At 46.0% G+C, this 17,481-nt stretch carries 18 protein-coding genes; 13 read left to right on the forward strand and 5 right to left on the reverse strand.

The features are described from left to right. The first annotated feature begins 323 nt into the window (after positions 1-323). From infC to KNQ07_RS00300, 10 genes are all read left to right on the forward strand, one after another. A complete protein-coding gene (infC, locus tag KNQ07_RS00255) occupies positions 324-854 on the forward strand; it encodes a translation initiation factor IF-3 (protein WP_012371059.1) in 531 nt (176 codons plus the stop codon). A gap of 27 nt (positions 855-881) precedes the next feature. After that, complete coding sequence (rpmI, locus tag KNQ07_RS00260) at positions 882-1,076, forward strand: 50S ribosomal protein L35 (protein WP_012371058.1); 195 nt, start codon at positions 882-884, stop codon at positions 1,074-1,076. A 37-nt stretch (positions 1,077-1,113) separates the two neighbouring features. Beyond that, a complete protein-coding gene (gene rplT, locus KNQ07_RS00265) occupies positions 1,114-1,473 on the forward strand; it encodes a 50S ribosomal protein L20 (RefSeq protein WP_012371057.1) in 360 nt (119 codons plus the stop codon). A gap of 117 nt (positions 1,474-1,590) precedes the next feature. After that, the gene (locus tag KNQ07_RS00270) at positions 1,591-2,073 is read left to right on the forward strand and encodes a dUTP diphosphatase (protein WP_012371056.1); all 483 of its coding nucleotides are present in this window, start codon (positions 1,591-1,593) and stop codon (positions 2,071-2,073) included. A 12-nt stretch (positions 2,074-2,085) separates the two neighbouring features. After that, entirely contained in the window at positions 2,086-3,168 is a 1,083-nt protein-coding gene (locus KNQ07_RS00275) for a M42 family metallopeptidase (protein WP_214763379.1), read from the forward strand. Positions 3,169-3,171: 3 nt separating this feature from the next. Next, complete coding sequence (locus KNQ07_RS00280) at positions 3,172-3,927, forward strand: TrmH family RNA methyltransferase (RefSeq protein ID WP_012371054.1); 756 nt, start codon at positions 3,172-3,174, stop codon at positions 3,925-3,927. 308 nt (positions 3,928-4,235) lie between these two features. Further along, positions 4,236-5,258, forward strand: coding sequence for a phenylalanine--tRNA ligase subunit alpha (gene pheS / locus KNQ07_RS00285; RefSeq protein ID WP_012371053.1), 1,023 nt, complete (start codon positions 4,236-4,238; stop codon positions 5,256-5,258). Between the two features lie 12 nt (positions 5,259-5,270). Continuing rightward, entirely contained in the window at positions 5,271-7,667 is a 2,397-nt protein-coding gene (gene pheT, locus KNQ07_RS00290; protein WP_214763383.1) for a phenylalanine--tRNA ligase subunit beta, read from the forward strand. A gap of 183 nt (positions 7,668-7,850) precedes the next feature. Then, a complete protein-coding gene (locus KNQ07_RS00295; protein WP_214763384.1) occupies positions 7,851-9,278 on the forward strand; it encodes an ABC transporter permease in 1,428 nt (475 codons plus the stop codon). 4 nt (positions 9,279-9,282) lie between these two features. Then, positions 9,283-9,975 (forward strand): ABC transporter ATP-binding protein, encoded by a 693-nt coding sequence (locus KNQ07_RS00300; protein WP_214763385.1) that lies wholly within the window; start codon positions 9,283-9,285, stop codon positions 9,973-9,975. A gap of 171 nt (positions 9,976-10,146) precedes the next feature. Here the strand turns inward: KNQ07_RS00300 and KNQ07_RS00305 are convergent, their stop codons facing one another. The 4 genes from KNQ07_RS00305 to KNQ07_RS00320 form a co-directional block, all read right to left on the reverse strand. Then, on the reverse strand, positions 10,147-11,331 hold the full coding sequence (locus tag KNQ07_RS00305) for an MFS transporter (RefSeq protein ID WP_214763386.1): 1,185 nt from the start codon (positions 11,329-11,331) through the stop codon (positions 10,147-10,149). Then, entirely contained in the window at positions 11,328-11,765 is a 438-nt protein-coding gene (locus KNQ07_RS00310; protein ID WP_012371048.1) for a MarR family winged helix-turn-helix transcriptional regulator, read from the reverse strand. Before KNQ07_RS00310 ends, KNQ07_RS00305 begins: the two co-directional genes overlap by 4 nt. A gap of 68 nt (positions 11,766-11,833) precedes the next feature. Beyond that, positions 11,834-13,237, reverse strand: coding sequence for a HAMP domain-containing sensor histidine kinase (locus KNQ07_RS00315; protein WP_214763388.1), 1,404 nt, complete (start codon positions 13,235-13,237; stop codon positions 11,834-11,836). Continuing rightward, complete coding sequence (locus KNQ07_RS00320; protein WP_012371046.1) at positions 13,221-13,883, reverse strand: response regulator transcription factor; 663 nt, start codon at positions 13,881-13,883, stop codon at positions 13,221-13,223. Before KNQ07_RS00320 ends, KNQ07_RS00315 begins: the two co-directional genes overlap by 17 nt. Positions 13,884-14,159: 276 nt before the next feature. Between KNQ07_RS00320 and KNQ07_RS00325 the strand changes: the two genes are divergently transcribed. Continuing rightward, complete coding sequence (locus KNQ07_RS00325) at positions 14,160-15,629, forward strand: UDP-N-acetylmuramoyl-L-alanyl-D-glutamate--2,6-diaminopimelate ligase (protein WP_214763389.1); 1,470 nt, start codon at positions 14,160-14,162, stop codon at positions 15,627-15,629. Between the two features lie 18 nt (positions 15,630-15,647). Here KNQ07_RS00325 and rnhC read toward each other — a convergent pair whose 3' ends face one another. After that, complete coding sequence (gene rnhC, locus KNQ07_RS00330; RefSeq protein ID WP_214763390.1) at positions 15,648-16,568, reverse strand: ribonuclease HIII; 921 nt, start codon at positions 16,566-16,568, stop codon at positions 15,648-15,650. Positions 16,569-16,687: 119 nt separating this feature from the next. Here rnhC and zapA point away from each other — a divergent pair, with 119 nt between their 5' ends. Continuing rightward, positions 16,688-16,924 carry a cell division protein ZapA gene (zapA, locus tag KNQ07_RS00335; protein WP_012371043.1) on the forward strand — a complete coding sequence of 79 codons (237 nt, stop codon included), beginning with the start codon at positions 16,688-16,690 and terminating at the stop codon, positions 16,922-16,924. A 2-nt stretch (positions 16,925-16,926) separates the two neighbouring features. Further along, positions 16,927-17,475 (forward strand): CvpA family protein, encoded by a 549-nt coding sequence (locus KNQ07_RS00340; RefSeq protein ID WP_214763391.1) that lies wholly within the window; start codon positions 16,927-16,929, stop codon positions 17,473-17,475. The last annotated feature ends 6 nt before the right edge of the window (positions 17,476-17,481 follow it).

The following is a 17,481-nucleotide window of genomic DNA, read 5'->3' on the forward strand; positions in this document are numbered from 1 at the left end:
ATCCAGACGAACAAACTTAGAAACTTCTTGCTAAACGGACAGAGGATTGCTATTATAATCAAGTATCTGAGCAACGTTCTAACCGAACAGATATAGCGGCTTGACATCGAGGGAAAACAAGTGCTATGATAGCAAAGTGAAATGACAACAAAGCAGAAGCATCCCGCTTCTCACCACGTATAGCAAGCTATGCTGGTCCATCATGATGATATGTGATAGTAGAGTGTTCTCTGACTATTGTATACTTTATGAGTGTGGGCGGGAAAAACTGCCGACGCTTTTTTTATAGCGTTTTATATCATTCATTTTTCGTGCTCTGCACGATGGAGGTGCTAACCATTAGCAAAGATCTGTTAATCAATGAAGGCATTCGCGCTCGAGAAGTTCGTCTTATCGGAGCGGATGGCGCTCAACTTGGAGTCCAATCACGTACGGAAGCGTTACGCCTTGCTGAGGAAGCTGACCTTGACCTCGTCATGGTCGCACCACAAGCGACACCGCCTGTATGTAAAATCATGGACTACGGTAAATACCGTTTTGAGTTGCAAAAAAAGGACAAAGAAACTCGGAAGAATCAGAAAGTGATTCAGATGAAAGAAGTCCGTCTCAGCCCGACGATCGAGGAGAATGACTTTCAAACGAAATTCCGTAATGCGAAGAAATTCTTGGAGAACGGCAACAAAGTGAAAGCGAGTATTCGTTTCCGCGGACGTGCCATCACTCACTCAGAAATCGGTAGACGTGTCCTCGAACGTCTCGCTACAGAATTAAGCGAGTTCGGTGTCATTGAACAGAGACCGAAGATGGAAGGACGCAGCATGTTCCTAGTGCTTGCTCCAAAGAAAGAAGACTAATCGAATCGAAGTAGGAGGGAATCTCTCATGCCTAAAATGAAATCGCACCGCGGTGCTTCTAAGCGTTTCAAACGTACTGCTTCTGGTAAATTGAAACGTGGTCGTGCTTACACAAGCCACTTATTCGGTAACAAATCAACTAAAGCGAAACGTAAATTACGTAAAGCTAGCATGGTATCATCGGGTGACTTTAAACGTATCCGTCACATGATCGCTAAGTAATTTACCCAATCGTACACAGATTTAGGAGGGAATTTATATGCCACGCGTAAAAGGCGGATATACGACTCGTCAACGTCGTAAAAAACAACTCAAATTAGCTAAGGGCTACTACGGCTCGAAACATACACTCTTCAAGGTTGCAAAACAGCAGGTCATGAAATCTCTCATGTATGCTTACCGTGACCGTCGTCAAAAGAAACGTGACTTCCGTCGCCTCTGGATCACTCGGATCAATGCGGCTGCACGTATCAACGGTCTTTCTTACAGCCGCATGATGCATGGTCTTAAATTAGCAGGTATCGACGTTAACCGTAAGATGCTCGCTGACCTCGCAGTTACAGATGCAACTGCATTTGCTTCACTTGCTGATACAGCAAAAGCAAAATTGAACGCTTAAGTTCTACAATTCGTCGGGGAATTTAATTCTCCGACGTTTTTTTTGGATTCATGGTAAAATAAAAAAGCGCATTTTTATGGGCTGGGGCAATTTTTTTAGATTAAAAGGAGAATTAAGATGGACTGGTTGACACTTTTTGAAATGCAGGAACAATTGGATAAACGGATTCAGTCAGAACATAATTTGACGGGAAATCAATTTGATGAACGTTTGCTGGCGCTATTAGTGGAGCTTGGTGAACTTGCGAACGAAACGCGTTGTTTTAAATTCTGGTCGACAAAAGGACCATCGGCTCAAGTTACGATTCTCGAAGAGTACGTCGACGGTGTCCATTTTCTACTTTCTTTAGGACTTTCTTTAGACTATCGTAAAAACGACTTTGTCGAAGGGGATTACTATCTGACAGCGACAGATGCGTTTTTGGATGTCTATAATAAGACAAACGTGTTTGCGATTTCGCGGACCGAACAAAGTTATGACGTTCTAATTGGTGCTTATCTCGCATTAGGTGCTACACTTGGTTTTACACAAGAAATGATTTTCAAAGCTTATGTCGCAAAAAACGAGGCGAATCACGTTCGCCAAGACAACGGTTACTGAGGAGGAAATCAGATGAATGAACAATTACATATGCTGAAACGTCTTACGGACGCAACGGGTGTTCCCGGAAATGAGAAAGAAGTACGTCAATTAATGCGCGAATATCTTGAACCTCATGCAGAAAACTTCCATCAAGATGGATTAGGCAGTTTATTTGCCGAACGTCAAGGAGCGGGAGAAGATGCACCACGGATTTTGATTGCCGGGCATATGGACGAGGTCGGATTCATGGTCACGAAGATTGATGAGAAAGGATTCCTTCGCTTCCAGCCACTCGGAGGATGGTGGGGACAGGTTCTTCTTGCACAGCGTATGAATATTGTCACATCATCTGGTGAAGTCATTCCAGGTGTCATCGGTGCGAAACCGCCTCATGTTTTACCACCGGAAGCGCGCAATAAACCAGTCGATATCAAAGAGATGTTCATCGATATCGGTGCCACTTCGAAAGAAGAAGTGGAAGGGTGGGGAGTCCGACCGGGAGATACGGTTGTTCCGCATTGCGAATTTACTGTGATGAAAAATGATAATTTCCTGATGGCAAAAGCGTGGGATAACCGTATCGGTTGCGCCATTGCAATCGAAGCGATCAAACGATTAAAAGAAGAGGGTCACCCGAATACGATTTTTGCCGGTGCTACGGTACAGGAAGAAGTCGGTTTACGCGGAGCGCAGACGATTGCAAATCTGCTTCGCCCGACGATTGCTTTTGCAGTCGATACAGGAATTCCGGGTGATACACCAGGTATGACGGATCGTGAAGCCTTATCCAAACTTGGAGAAGGCGTTCAAGTCATCCTGTTTGATGCGACGATGATTGCGCATCGCGGATTGATTGATTTTGTAACAACGGTTGCTAAAGAAGAAAACATTAAATATCAATTGGATCTGACACCGGGTGGCGGAACAGATGCAGCGAAGTTCCACCTGTCTCATACGGGTGTTCCTTCACTTGCCTTGACTGTTCCGATCCGCTACCTGCATACAAACGTTTCAATCATGCATAAAGCAGATTTCGAAGCTGCCGTCGACTTGATTGTCGCGGTGACAAAACGTTTAGATGCAGAGACGGTCCAAGCGATTTACGAGGGGTAAACCATGAAACACATTTCATCTCCAAAAAACGAAATCGTTAAACAATGGAAGAAATTACTGACTAAAAAAGGACGCTTGCAAACAAAACGTTTCCTGATTGAAGGGGAACATTTAGTGGAAGAAGCCGTTCGTGCCGGAATCATTAAAGAATTGATCGTGCGCGAGGACGTTCAAGTACCGGGTTCTTGGAAAAAGAATGCCGCTGATTTGATCACGATTGATGAATCCGTCGCAAAAGTACTTTCTGAGACAGAAACGACACAAGGTATTTTTGCTGTCTGTGAAATGAAACAGCAGACAGAACGTTTGGAACGCGGGCGTTATCTTTTACTCGATCGTCTCCAGGATCCGGGAAATGTCGGAACGATGATTCGGACAGCGGATGCTGCCGGTTTTGACGGTGTCATCATTGGTCATGGGACAGTGGATGTCTATAACAGTAAAGTCCTTCGGGCGACACAAGGTTCGATTTTCCACTTACCTGTCATCATGATGTCACTTGAAGAAGCCATTCAAGACTTACATGAGCTTGGAGTCTTCATTTTAGGGACTGCCTTACGTGGCGCTCAACCGTACACAGACGTTGAGAACCTTGGGGCAATCGGTCTGATTATCGGAAATGAAGCACAAGGTGTTGCTCCAGAGTTACTCGACCAATGTGATGGTCGGGCATACATCCCGATTCGCGGAAAAGCAGAATCTTTAAATGCGGCAGTTGCTGCCGGAATTTTACTGTATCATTTTGCTCCGGCTGATTGAATCCAAGGAACGTTCGTGCTAAAGTGAGTTACAGCATCATATTTAACTAGACAACGATGGAACAGAGTAGGTTAGAAAACGATTCGATCAGGGAGAAAAAGCCTTAGACTGAGAGCTTTTTTACGAATCTGCTAGCTGAATTCACTCCGGAGTCGCACGAGAAATCGTGACGGGAGGCGCCCGTTACCGCGCCGCTTGAGGACTTGAGAATTTCAAGTTGAACAAGGGTGGTACCACGATTATATTAAATCGTCCCTTCGGCATTTGCCGGAGGGACGATTTTTTTATTTGGAAAAGGAGTGAGGAACATGCGGGAACAATTAGAAGCTTTACGTGATGAAGCGTTGCAACTCGTTAATCAAGCAAGTACACAAAAAGAATTAAACGATGTCCGGGTAAAATACCTTGGGAAAAAGGGACCGATTACAGAAGTGCTTCGGGGAATGGGAAAACTTTCAGCTGAAGAACGACCAGTCGTCGGAGAAATTGCGAATGCCGTCCGCAGTGTCATTCAAACTGAACTCGAACAGCGTCTTGTTGATGTCAAACAACAGGAAATGGACGCAAAATTAGCACTTGAAGCGATTGATGTGACCCTTCCCGGTCGTCCGAAACAGGTCGGTCAAGCCCATTTACTGCAACAAGTGACAGATGAAATCGAAGATATCTTTGTCGGTCTCGGTTATACGATTGCCGAAGGTCCGGAAGTCGAACAGGATCTGTTCAACTTCGAAATGTTGAACTTACCGAAAGATCACCCGGCCCGCGATATGCAGGATTCGTTTTACATCACGGATGAGATTTTGATGCGGACGCATACTTCACCGGTACAAGCCCGGACGATGCTCGCTTCAAAAGGTGAACCGATCCGGATTCTTTGTCCCGGAAAAGTGTACCGCCGAGACGAAGATGATGCGACACACTCGCACCAATTCATGCAGGTGGAAGGACTGGTCGTCGGTGAAGAGATTTCAATGGCAGACTTAAAAGGAACACTTGAAGCATTCGTTAAACAAATGTTCGGTGAAGCACGCGAAATCCGGTTACGTCCGAGCTTCTTCCCGTTCACGGAACCATCGGTCGAAGTCGATGTATCGTGCTTCAAATGTGGCGGTAAAGGATGCAACATCTGTAAACAGACAGGTTGGATTGAAATCTTGGGCGCAGGAATGGTTCACCCTCACGTGCTTGAAATGGCGGAATATGACAGTACGAAAATGTCTGGTTTCGCCTTCGGAATGGGGATTGAACGAATCGCCATGTTGAAATATGGTGTTGATGATATTCGCCACTTCTATACGAATGACGTTCGCTTCAGCGAACAGTTTTAAGGGGGAAAACAGATGTTAGTCTCAAAACAATGGTTGCAGGAATTTGTTGATGTTCGTCATAAGACAGGTCAGGAATTGGCTGACTTGATTACAAAAAGCGGGATTGAAGTCGAAGGTGTCGAGGTTCGGGACGCTGACTTGAACAATATCGTCGTCGGTCGTGTCCTGACGAAAGAAAAACATCCGGAAGCGGATAAATTAAATGTCACGACAGTCGATATCGGACAAGAAGAGCCGGTTCAAATCGTTTGCGGTGCACCGAATGTCGATGCCGGACAAGATGTCATCGTTGCCCGCGTCGGAGCCCGTCTGCCGGGCATTAAAATCAAGCGTGCCAAACTGCGTGGTGTTGTTTCGGAAGGAATGATTTGTTCCCTTGAAGAACTCGGTTTCGAGAAGAAGTACATCCGGGAAGATGAACAGGACGGCATTCATACGTTCCGTGAACCGGTCACACCCGGGCAAGATGTCCTCGAATTGCTTGGACTCCACGATGAAGTACTGGAACTCGGGTTGACGCCAAACCGTTCTGATTGTTTGAGCATGTATGGTGTAGCGCATGAAGTAGCCGGCATCTTGAACACTACACCTGTTTTTCCGTCTGTCGAAGTACCGGAAGCAGCATCGTCGACTGCAGTAACTGTTCAACTGGATTCGGAAGCCTGTACGTTTTATGCGGCCCGTGAAATTCGCGATATTACAATCGGGGAATCGCCGCTCTGGTTAAAAAATCGTCTAATCGCGAACGGAATCCGCCCGATCAACAACGTCGTCGACATCACGAACTTCGTTTTGCTGGAGACGGGGCAGCCGTTGCATGCGTTTGATGCCAACAAACTGGGGCAACAAATCGTCGTTCGCCAGGCAAAAGCCGGTGAAACGTTCCAAACTCTTGATGAAGTCGAACGGACACTTGATCCGTCGATGCTCGTCATCACAGACGGTGAACGTCCAGTGGCGCTTGCCGGTGTCATGGGGGGCGCGAATACGGAAGTGGATTCTGCGACGACGTCCATCGTCCTTGAGTCTGCCTATTTTGCACCGACATCGGTTCGGAAAACAAGCCGTGTTCTCGGTCTTCGATCAGATTCGAGCTCACGTTTTGAAAAAGGTGTCGATCCGCGTCGTGTCGTGTTAGCGCTGGACCGGGCCGCGATGCTGATTGCTGAACTGGCAGGAGGTACAGTATTATCCGGAACGGCTGAAGCCGGTACGCTTCAACTGGAGGATCATCTGATTGAAGGCAGTGTTTCGTACATCAATCACCGCCTTGGTATGGAAATCGAAGGAACGGTCATGAAGGATCTGCTCGAGCGTCTTGGTCTTGAAGTCGAATTGTCGGCAGATGCATTGACAGTCAGTGTCCCGACACGTCGTCAAGACTTGATGATTCCGGCCGATTTAGCGGAAGAGGTTGCCCGTCTTTACGGATATGATGCGCTGACGTCGAGCCTGCCGCGCGAAGCAAGCCGCGGTTTCTTACCAAAACGTAACCAACACCGTCGTAAGATGCGTCAGCTTCTTCAAGGTGCTGGTCTTTCACAAGCCATCACGTACTCGTTGACAAGTGAGCAACGTGCAATGCAATTCAATGAACAGCAAGATTTGCATCCGGTTAAATTGGCGATGCCGATCAGTGAAGCCCGTTCCACGCTTCGGACATCCTTGATTCCGGGACTGCTGGAAGTCGCACAACATAATGTGGCACGACAACATGCTGATCTTGCCTACTACGAACTCGGAAGTGTTTATCTGCAACGTGATGCCTCACTTGAGACATTACCGCTTGAACAGGAAATGCTCGCAGGCATCATGGTCGGTCTGGCAGAGCAACATCGTGTTCACGGAACGCACGTCAAAACGGACTTCTTTGTCATAAAAGGAATCGTCGAGACGCTGGCTGAGGCGCTTGATGTGCCGTTAACGTATGAAGCGGCAGCAATGCAGTCGATGCACCCGGGCCGGACGGCACGAATTCTCCTTGACGGGGAAGCGATTGGATTTGTCGGACAAGTTCACCCCGGCTTATCGAAAGAAGAATACGGTCTGAAGGAAGTCTATGTCTTCGAACTCGATGCGATGGCACTGCACTCTAAAGCAGCCCGTGTCTATCAGGAAATTTCACGTTTCCCGTCAATGACGCGTGACGTCGCGATTGTTCTCGACCGTTCTGTATCTGCGAGCGAAGTCGAAGCCGTCATCATGCAAGCTGCAGGACCATTATTGAAGCAAGTGGAACTGTTTGATGTCTATACCGGTGATAATGTTGGAGCGGATCAGAAGTCGTTTGCCTTCTCGCTCCGTTATCAAAATAAAGAACGGACACTCGTCGATGAAGAGGTCACGACAGCTCATCAACAAGTCATTGAAGCCCTTCAATCATCGTTTAAAGCCGAATTGCGTTCTTAATCGTTTATACCTTTTTAAAAGTGAATGATTACCCGGAAAAGGGAGCTGGATGAATCAAAATCCAGCTCCCTTTTTGATATGTCTATAAGCTATTTTTTTCTTCGCTTGAGATACAGTCGGACTACAGGTTGGCTACAGGTCCGCTCGATAAGATGAAGTCAGAAGAAAAAGGGAGGCTTATATATGAATTTTTTAAAACGGGCAGGAAAAAGTATTATTGCACGAAAAGGAAAGACGCTGATCATGCTGATCATCTTGACAGTGATTGGGTCACTTGTGCTATCCGGATTTGCCATCCAGGAAGCTGCAAAAAATGCAGGGGAAGAAGCACGAAAAGAACTCGGAGCGACCGTCACCCTTCAAGTCGACCGACAAAAACAGATGCAGGAACGACAAGCATCCGGAGAACGGGGACGACCTGAACAACAGGCGATTAGTCTGAAAGAGATTGAAGCGGTTGCTAATCTCAGCGAAGTCAAATCTGTCAATTACTTATCACAAGCAACCGCCACTTCCAGTAGTGTCGATCCAGTAACCAGTGAATCGACGGAAACGTCTGATTCCGAACAAAAAGGTCCTGGTACGATGGAGATGCCGGAAGGGATGACAACACCTGACTTTTCCCTGAACGGTGTCACGAGTATGGAACTGATAAATGCCTACACGGAAGGGACCTTAACAGTAGTCGAGGGGGAAGCGTTGACCACCGATTCACCTGAAAACAGTGTCGTCATTGATGAAAACTTAGCATCAGAAAACGATTTAAAGGTCGGGGATACGATTAAATTAAAAGCAACGACTACAAAACAATCTCAAAAATTGACGATTATCGGTCTGTCGTCATCGACGGAAGCGACATCCGATGCTGGTTTCCAGGCCGCCGGTTTCATGGATCCGATGAACCAGATGTATGTCTCGAATGATACGTTAGCTGATTTTGCGACAGAAGATGGAGAAGTCAGTGTATCGAGTGTTGTGTATACATTAAAAGATCCGGCAACGATTGCGACCTTTAAAAAAGAAGCGCAACTTGCAGCAAGTGATTTGGACTGGGATACGTATATGCTTGATGCCAATGATGCGGCTTATCAAAAGATGGTCGGACCAATCGAACAGGTTGCTTCGTTTTCTAAATCGGTTGTATATCTCGTCAGCATTGCAGGAGGATTGATTTTAGCGTTGTTGATTTTATTGTCTGTTCGTGAACGCCGGAAAGAAATGGGGATTTTACTTGCGATGGGTGAAAAACGTTCCAAATTGATGGGACAATTGTTGATTGAGACGTTTGCGGTTGCAGCGGTTGCTTTCCTGATCACATATGCAACAGGCGGCATGACCTCTCAGTTTATGACAGATCAACTGCTCAGCCGAGAAGTGACGGAAGCAACAAGTACGGTTGCGACACAAACCGGATTTGGAGGTCCGGGCGGTCCCGGACAACAAATGCTGAACAGTATCCCGCAAATCACCGAAATGACGACTAATATCGACTGGGTGACACTGATTCAGGTAATGGAAATCGGAAGCTTGATCGTCTTCTTGTCCGTTCTGTTCCCATCAGTCGCCTTACTGCGTATGAATCCAAAAGAAATTTTATTACGGGAGGATTAATCCAATGACTATCTTAAAAATGAATGATGTCTCGTATGCCTATACATCGGGAAGTAAGATTCAACATATCTTAAAAAATGTATCGATTGAATTTAAAGCCGGTCACTTTTACGCTGTTCTTGGCGAATCGGGATCTGGGAAAACGACTGCACTCAGTTTGCTGAGTGGTCTCGATTCACCTACCGAAGGACAAATTGAGTATGATGGACGAGACTTGCGAAAAATTGGTTTAACAAGATACCGCTCACGTCATGCTGCAACCGTATTTCAAGCCTTTAATTTACTGACATATCTGAATGCGATTGACAATATTATCGTGGCGCTGGAATTGAGTGGGAGAAAGGTCAAATCGAAAAGAAGTCACGCTTTAGATCTGCTCGCTCAAGTCGGACTAGATGAAACACATGCCGAGAAAAAAGTGCTTCAACTAAGTGGCGGTCAACAGCAACGTGTAGCTATTGCCCGTGCACTGGCAACGGAGGCGCCGATCATTTTGGCAGATGAGCCGACCGGTGCTTTTGATGAAAAAACAGCTGCCGATATCATTGAACTGTTTAAACGACTTGCACATGAATCGAATCGTTGTATTATTACCGTGACACATTCAGCGGAAGTTGCCCGTGCAGCAGATCATATCATCGAATTGAAACAACAACACTTCCGAATCAGAACAAATGCCGAGCCTCAGACGGTATGACCATTATTCCGGGAGACAGAATACACCGGCCATCTTCTTGTTCTTGACAGAACAGGAAGGCAGCCGGTGCTTTTTTGTATATACCCCAATTAGGTGAGAGGACTGCCGATTCTAAACGAAAAGAAAGTGGGAGGTGAACCACCGATCTTCTTTCCGGATAAAATCTAAACATCATGAAGCAAGTTCCTGCTCATGCGGTGGTTCGTTTCGACGATTGAAAATGAAGTAGATGAAACCACTTGTAAGAACGATGATACTGCAAAACAAAAACATGTTCGAGTAACCGATTTTGGCAGCAAGGCCCGACAGTAATAATGCGCCAAGACCAAATCCGCTGTCATAAGCCAAGAAAAAGGTAGAAATGGCTTTTCCTTTTTGATGTGGTGCAGCGTAGGTCAGCATGACCGTCTGGAGTCCGGGGAAAATCGAAGCAGATCCGATTCCGATGATGAGTGCAGCCAAAAGTAACCCGGGTAACGAAGGGAAAACGCCTAAGAGAATAAAACCTAGACTATACAGCAGGAAAGAAGGAAATAAAACGAAACCCGGTCCTTTTTGGTCAAACCATCTGCCGGCAAGCGGACGGATTGCTACCATGCCAAGTGCGACGAGGGCATAAAAGTAAGACGCGTAGGAAATGTGACCAATTGAATCCGTATACAATGAAATGAAAGCCGCTGTACTGGAGATGGCGACACCGGCTAAAACAGTGGCAAACAATAATAACGGACGGGATAAGAAAAGTGATTGATGAAGCCGGAAGACACGCGTATTCGGTACATGTTGACTCGTTAACGGTAAGCGAATCATCAGAACGAATGAAACGAATGCGAGCGATGCGACCGTGATGAAATAAAGGAAAAAGGCATCATGCTGAATCAAACTAAGTCCGATGACCGGTCCGAGAACAGAGGCAAGATTCATGGATAAAACAAAATACCCCATCCCTTCACCTTGACGGGTTTTCGGAATAAGTGTCGTTACGGCCAAGCTGATGGATGAAGACAACATTCCGAAGCTAAAACCATGAAAAATACGGACGATGATGAGATACAAAAAAGAATTCAAGGGAAGAACCAACAGATACAAAACACTCATCATTGTAAACAATGATGCAGAAATCAACAGCATCCGTTTGACATCGTGGCGATCAAGCCAATGACCAATCAAGGGTCGGGAACAAACGGTTGCTAAAATAAAGCTGGTGACGACCCAACCCAGTGCAGCCTGTGAAACATCAAATTGTTTAGCGGCAAGTAAAGGAAGTGAAGCATTGAGTAAATAAAACGTAATGAATAACAACAGATTGATCAATAAAGTCAGTACGTAATGACGATGAAATAAACGGTTTTTCAAAGTGAATCCTCCTGTTCATCTGGACGGTGTGTTGCGAGTAACTGTGTCATGACTGCCGCAATGATGCTTTGATCGTCGAATGATACAGATTGCAGAAATGCATGATGAGCCGACTGGACGGCCTGATCGATTTCACGATAAGCGTGACGGGCGGAAGGCGTTAAAGTAATCAGACGTTTACGTCCAGAACCCGTTCGCGTGATGTAGCCTAACTCTTCAAGACGTGCAACCGTCTTGGTGACGGCGGGTTTTTCAATGACTAAGTATTTGGATAAGGCAACTTGCGAGACGGGTTCGAGAATGGCGACCGCTTTGATTAACCCCCATTGTCCGGTGTGCAACGAAAAAGGCAGAAGCGCCGCATCGATGTCACGTTTTGCGAGGCGTGCTACTTTGGATAACTGTCCTAACAGATCTTCTTGAAACGTGGTCATATAAAAAACTCCTTTAAGTTAACTAGTTAACTTAAAGGAGTATACCGAATCGGTAACACGATGACAAGTTATTTTTCGGAAGGAAGCGGAAAGACGGCTTGAAACGTGACCTGATTGATTGAGCCGTTGATTTGAGTAATGATTTCGAGCCGGTCCATGATTTGACGAACGAGGAACAGACCCAAACCGCTCCCGCCATGAATCCGATTTCTGGATTGCTCCGAACGAACGAGAGGATCAAACCAGTTTGCGGTTTCACTTGTATCTTGAACGGTTGGTTCATTGGTAATCGTCAAGACGACAGCTGTATCCGTTGTGTCTGTCGAAATTTGGATGTTTCCCGTGACAGCGGTGTAAGAGACGGCGTTCATGAGGACATTATGAAGGGCACGACCCAACAAAGAAGGATCACTCTGAATCCAAGCATCATTTCCGGTTACTGTGACGTCCAGTCGACGCTCCGTAATCAGGTTCTCAAGTGGTCGTAGTTGTTGCTGTAGGATTTCATGCAGAGAGATATCATGTTTTTTGACTTCTATTTGTTCGACGCGGGCGACTTCAAGAAGTTCTGCAACCAATCGCTCCATATTTTCAATGACTTGTCCGGCGCGTTCCAAATAATAATCGCGATCCCGGTAAGCTCCTAGATTGAGTGACATCCCTTCAACCTGTCCTTTTATGATTGTTAACGGTGTCTTCAGCTCATGTGAGATGGCTAAAAATAAATTACGCCGTTCCGCATCACGTTGCCGATCTTTTTCAGATTCGAGACGCAAGCGTTCGTTCGAAGTATGCAGCGACTGCATCGTCGATTCCAGTTTTGTTGCCAGACGATTGATGTTTTCTGATAAATCGCCTAATTCATCGGACGAGGTATGGTGTGTCCGTACCGAAAAATTCAAGTGGGCGAGTTCTTTTGTAGCTTGATTGATCGTCAGTAAAGGGCGTGAAATGGTTCGAGAATACAAAAAAGCGGCTAATGCAGCAAGTAACAGCAACGGAAGAACGATATAGGGGGCAAGATTCAAAATCACACTTTTCACTTCATCAATCGGTTGAATCATTTGATTGGCCTCTAAAATCAAAGTCTGGTCAGTCAAGTCGAGCGTCAAGGATTCTTGAATCATACCTTTTGGCGCATTGTCAGAAACAGGACGCGCTTGCCGGAGAGGACTCCGTTCAAAGCCGGGTGCATAATACAACTGATTGGTTTCCGTCCAAAGAGAAAAACGAATTCCTTGATCCGATAGACGGTCGAGCTCCGTAATCAATTGGGCACTGGATTTTTTTTGAGCGGTCTGTTGGATCGTTAACATCGTTGTATGAAACTGATCTTCCCGGTAGCTTTGATAATAAGACGGTAATGTTGCATATAGAAAGCCGACAGTCGACAGGACGGCAATCATCAGCAAACTAACCGTTAATGAAAACAACTTCCACGTTATCCGATGGCGTTTAATTAGTCGCTTCAAGTTTATATCCGACTCCTTTTACGGTCTGAATGTAGGGAACGTTGATTTTTTTGCGAAGGTTTTTAATGTGTGTATCTAAAAAACGTGTATCCCCAAAAGCGTCAAATCCCCATAATTGTTGAATCAGTTGTTCTCGTTCCAGTACTCGACCTGGATTTTCCAACAATAAATGAAGGATTTGAAACTCTTTTAACGTCAAAATAACAGCGTTACCAGAAATTAAAACGTTATAGCTTGCCGGAAATAGGGTAATTTCACGGAAAGAGAGCTGTTCTTCGTCATTCGTCCGGATTCGTCGAATGACGGCTTCGATTCTGCGCAATAAAATGCGTAAGGAAAAGGGTTTGGCAATATAGTCATCGATCCCAAGGTCAAACCCTTTTACTTGATTGTCTTCATCTTGTAAAGCGGTCAAAAAGATAATCGGCGTTTGAGACGTTTTTCGAACCTGTTGCGCGACTTCAAAACCGTCCAGATAAGGCATCATGATATCCAGTATCATCAAATCGAATGTCGCTGACTGATGCAGCTTAAGTGCCTCCATTCCGTTAGCGGCACTTGTGACATGATAGCCGCTCGATTCAAGCAGTTCAGTTAAGAGTTCGCGGATATCAAATTCATCTTCCGCAATTAAAATATGTGTCATTTTTTTCACCTCATACTTAGTTGTACCATCATTATCTGAAGTTTAACTGAATTTAGCGAGAATTCTCCCACCTCTAAGCGTCTCAGGGCGAAGCCCAGCATAGGTGGGAGATGAATCGCCCTGTTTTTCAAGACTGAGATTGTTGGATACAATCAGTGTAACGAATCAAAAGGAAACTTCAATTTGCGAAGCAAATAAGTGGTGAGTAGTTCACCGGTAAAGCCCGTCAGAATACTGTCGCTGTTCGTTTAAACTCAGGAGGAGAGAACATACATCATGAATCGTTTAGATAAACACCTGTCCGAATTAATTGCGCCATTTCATCTCACATGCGAAGTAAATCCTTCCATCACGGGCATCGCAACAGACTCGCGTGAAGTGACAAAAGGCTGTCTGTTTATTTGTGTCCGCGGCTATACCGTTGATGGACACCGGTACGCTGAAGAGGCCGTTGCAAACGGAGCCGTTGCGATTTTAGCGGAAGAACCCATCGACGGAGTGGAAGTTCCCATCGTCCTATTACAGGATACAAAACATGCTGCCGGAAAAGTGGCGGATTTATTTTACGATCATCCGAGTCACAAGTTGAAGATTTATGGAATAACGGGTACGAACGGGAAAACGACGACGACCAAACTGACATACGATTTATTTCGTGCTGCCGGACAGAAGGCAGGGATGATCAGCACAATCGGAGCGATGATTGACGGAGAAATGATCGATACACCGAATACAACACCGGAAGCTATCATTTTGCATCGTCTGTTATACCAAATGGTCGAGCAGGGGGTCACCGATTGTGTACTCGAGGTTTCTTCGCACGCTTTAATGGAAGGTCGCGTGGAAGGGGTAAAGTTTCATGCCGCAGCGTTTACGAACCTGACACACGATCACCTTGATTACCATGCCTCGATGGAGGAATACGCGCAGGCAAAAGCCTTGTTGTTCAAACAAGTTGCAACGAGCGGAGGGCAAGCGGTCATTCTAAATGAGGCTGATCCGAAGAGTCGAGTCATGGAAAAAGCGGCAGAAGGCGTGCCTGTCATCTGGTACGCAACAAAAGCGCTGTCTGAAGCACCAATCACAGTGGAGTGGAAAGAGGAGACTGTCAGTGTCCGGATTGACGGGACAGTGACGGAAGTTCCTTTCTTTCTTCTCGGCGATTTCAATGCTGCGAATCTTGCGGCGGCCATCGGACTGATGCAGGCAGGTAACGTTAATATGTATCAGCTGATCCGCCATATACCGGAACTTCGTCTTCCGAAAGGACGTTTGGAACAGATTCCGTTTGAAGGGTGCGAAGTATACATTGATTATGCGCACACACCGGACGGATTGGAGAAGTGTTTGAAAGCATTGTCTGTTCCGGGCGAACCTTTATATATGGTGCTGAGTGCAGCAGGGGAACGAGATCGTTCCAAACGAGCGGTGATGGGACGGATTGCCGGTCAGTATTGCGAGGGAATCATCGTGACGGTACATGATCCGAGGCGGGAACAGCCGCAACAAATCATTAAAGAGCTTCTGGTAGAGATACCGCCTCGAAAAATCATCACCTGTCATGAGTCGCGAAAAGAAGCACTCCAGATTGCAGCAAAGGTTGCATTGACCGGGAAGCGGATGGTCATTGTCGGGAAAGGGCATGAACGGTTCGAACAGATTGGGACGGAGCACGTGCCGTTCGATGAAGTCAAGATTTTAACCGATGAACTGATTCGGTTATCCGGTCAGGAGACGGCCATGTAAAAAACCGACCATTTTTCATTATGGTCGGTTTCTTTTCTTAGCTAAAGCTTCCGCTTTTTTAGTATTGGCGAAATGATATTTTGTCCATTCCTGTAAACGTTCAGGACCGTATCTTAATAAGAGCGAAGCAGCGACCTGATCGACTTTTGCACCGGCACCTTTCGGGATCTCCGTCCCGGTCTGGCGGCTCAACTGATCCATCTCTTTTAAGAAGATGGCCCGTGCCAAAATTGAGGCGGCGGCGACGGCGACGTGGATTCCTTCCGCCTTCGTCGAAAAGTAGACGTTGTCCTTGACCTGGTTCGTCTCTCCGGAAAGATGTTTGTAGTAGACAGCTTTTTCAGCGAATTGATCAATCAGGATGGCTTGCGGCGGTTCATCCAGTCGAGTGAGTAATCCATTGAGCGCGGAATTATGAAGCAGGGCGGTCATCTTGCCCTGTGTCATCGTCCGTTGCATTCGATTGTAATCCGGATTGTGCAGGATCCGGTATTCATAAGGAATCACAGCATGCAAATCACGAGCAATCGTTCGGATTTCCGGATCGGAGACGTTTTTAGAGTCGCGGACTCCGAGCTCCCGGACCAGTTCGATTTTCGTTTTGTCAACGTAAGCGGCAACGACGACTAAAGGACCAAAAAAGTCACCTTTTCCGACTTCGTCACTGCCGACGACCGACCAGTTGGCAAATCCTTCTGGTAAAGAGCCGCTTGCCGGAGAAACGTTTTTTTTTGCTATCGGCGAACCGTAACGTACAGCGACAGTTTCAGCTTCCTGTCCTTGAAACATGACTTTTCCCGAGTTATAGACGGTCACGATACATCCGGCCGTTCGTGCGGCGAATCGTGCATAAGGCGGAGGCGAAACTTGATGACGCGTGAAATTTGAAATGACGGTTTCCTGTTTTTCTTTTGTTAGCTTTAAAACGACTGTTCCCATGACATGATCACCCTTTCGAAAATAAGCATACCATCCTTAAGTCGGATGGTGGACTTCTTTTCCTATTTCAAAAATGATGGTACTATATGAAAGAAGCAAAGTATGAGGAGGACAGGAAAATGGCTGATTCAGAAGGGTTGAACCGGACGACGATTCATATTGCAGGAAATGATTATACGATTGTCGGAACGGAGTCACCTGAACATGTTCGCGAAGTGGGTCTCCTCGTGGATACAAAAATTCGTGAAATCAGAGACCAGGCACCACAACTCGACGTGCGACAAATTGCTGTTCTAGCAGCTCTCAATATCGGTAGTGACTATGTCAAAATCAAAAAGAATTTGGGTGAACTTTAAACATGATTTCTCTTGTTATCTTACTGTTTTTAGCTTTAGGCACGATGACGGGTGTCCGTCGGGGTGTTGTGTTACAGGCAGGTCATTTATTAAGCCTGATCATCTCGTTTATTGTCGCTTTGTCGTTTTACGATGAGTTGGCCGAGAAGTTCAAGTTATGGATTCCTTACCCATCAACGCTGGATGATGCCGGAATTGATTTAACGATGTTCTCCATCCCGAGTTCGGTTGGTTTGGATGAAGTATTTTATAAAGCCTTTTGGTTCATCGTCTTGTTTTTTGCGACGAAAATCGTGTTATCGATTATCATCGCAATGTTTGATTCACTGACGAACATTCCAGTTCTCAAGCAGGTCAAAGGTCTCTTGGGAGGTATCTTCGGATTCATCGAGATGTATATCTTCATCTTCCTGGTTTTGTTCCTGGCAGCCTTTGCACCGGTTCAGTCCATTCAAGATGCCATTGCAGATTCAAGTTTAGCGTCATTTATGATTCAACATACACCGGTCCTCGCAGATTGGTTAATGCAAAAAGTCGGTTTGATAAAATAACGTGCT

It is taken from the genome of Exiguobacterium sp. s145 (assembly GCF_018618835.1).
Taxonomy (GTDB): domain Bacteria; phylum Bacillota; class Bacilli; order Exiguobacteriales; family Exiguobacteriaceae; genus Exiguobacterium_A; species Exiguobacterium_A artemiae.

Bases quoted from the DNA above. Each gene is read 5' to 3' on its own strand.
- KNQ07_RS00295 (WP_214763384.1), top strand. From the start codon at position 7,851: ATGAATTTTTTAAAACGGGCAGGAAAAAGTATTATTGCACGAAAAGGA.
- pheT (WP_214763383.1), top strand. From the start codon at position 5,271: ATGTTAGTCTCAAAACAATGGTTGCAGGAATTTGTTGATGTTCGTCAT.
- pheS (WP_012371053.1), top strand. From the start codon at position 4,236: ATGCGGGAACAATTAGAAGCTTTACGTGATGAAGCGTTGCAACTCGTT.
- KNQ07_RS00300 (WP_214763385.1), top strand. From the start codon at position 9,283: ATGACTATCTTAAAAATGAATGATGTCTCGTATGCCTATACATCGGGA.
- KNQ07_RS00275 (WP_214763379.1), top strand. From the start codon at position 2,086: ATGAATGAACAATTACATATGCTGAAACGTCTTACGGACGCAACGGGT.
- rpmI (WP_012371058.1), top strand. From the start codon at position 882: ATGCCTAAAATGAAATCGCACCGCGGTGCTTCTAAGCGTTTCAAACGT.
- rplT (WP_012371057.1), top strand. From the start codon at position 1,114: ATGCCACGCGTAAAAGGCGGATATACGACTCGTCAACGTCGTAAAAAA.
- KNQ07_RS00320 (WP_012371046.1), bottom strand. From the start codon at position 13,883: ATGACACATATTTTAATTGCGGAAGATGAATTTGATATCCGCGAACTC.
- rnhC (WP_214763390.1), bottom strand. From the start codon at position 16,568: ATGGGAACAGTCGTTTTAAAGCTAACAAAAGAAAAACAGGAAACCGTC.
- KNQ07_RS00280 (WP_012371054.1), top strand. From the start codon at position 3,172: ATGAAACACATTTCATCTCCAAAAAACGAAATCGTTAAACAATGGAAG.
- KNQ07_RS00325 (WP_214763389.1), top strand. From the start codon at position 14,160: ATGAATCGTTTAGATAAACACCTGTCCGAATTAATTGCGCCATTTCAT.
- zapA (WP_012371043.1), top strand. From the start codon at position 16,688: ATGGCTGATTCAGAAGGGTTGAACCGGACGACGATTCATATTGCAGGA.
- KNQ07_RS00310 (WP_012371048.1), bottom strand. From the start codon at position 11,765: ATGACCACGTTTCAAGAAGATCTGTTAGGACAGTTATCCAAAGTAGCA.
- infC (WP_012371059.1), top strand. From the start codon at position 324: ATGGAGGTGCTAACCATTAGCAAAGATCTGTTAATCAATGAAGGCATT.
- KNQ07_RS00340 (WP_214763391.1), top strand. From the start codon at position 16,927: ATGATTTCTCTTGTTATCTTACTGTTTTTAGCTTTAGGCACGATGACG.
- KNQ07_RS00270 (WP_012371056.1), top strand. From the start codon at position 1,591: ATGGACTGGTTGACACTTTTTGAAATGCAGGAACAATTGGATAAACGG.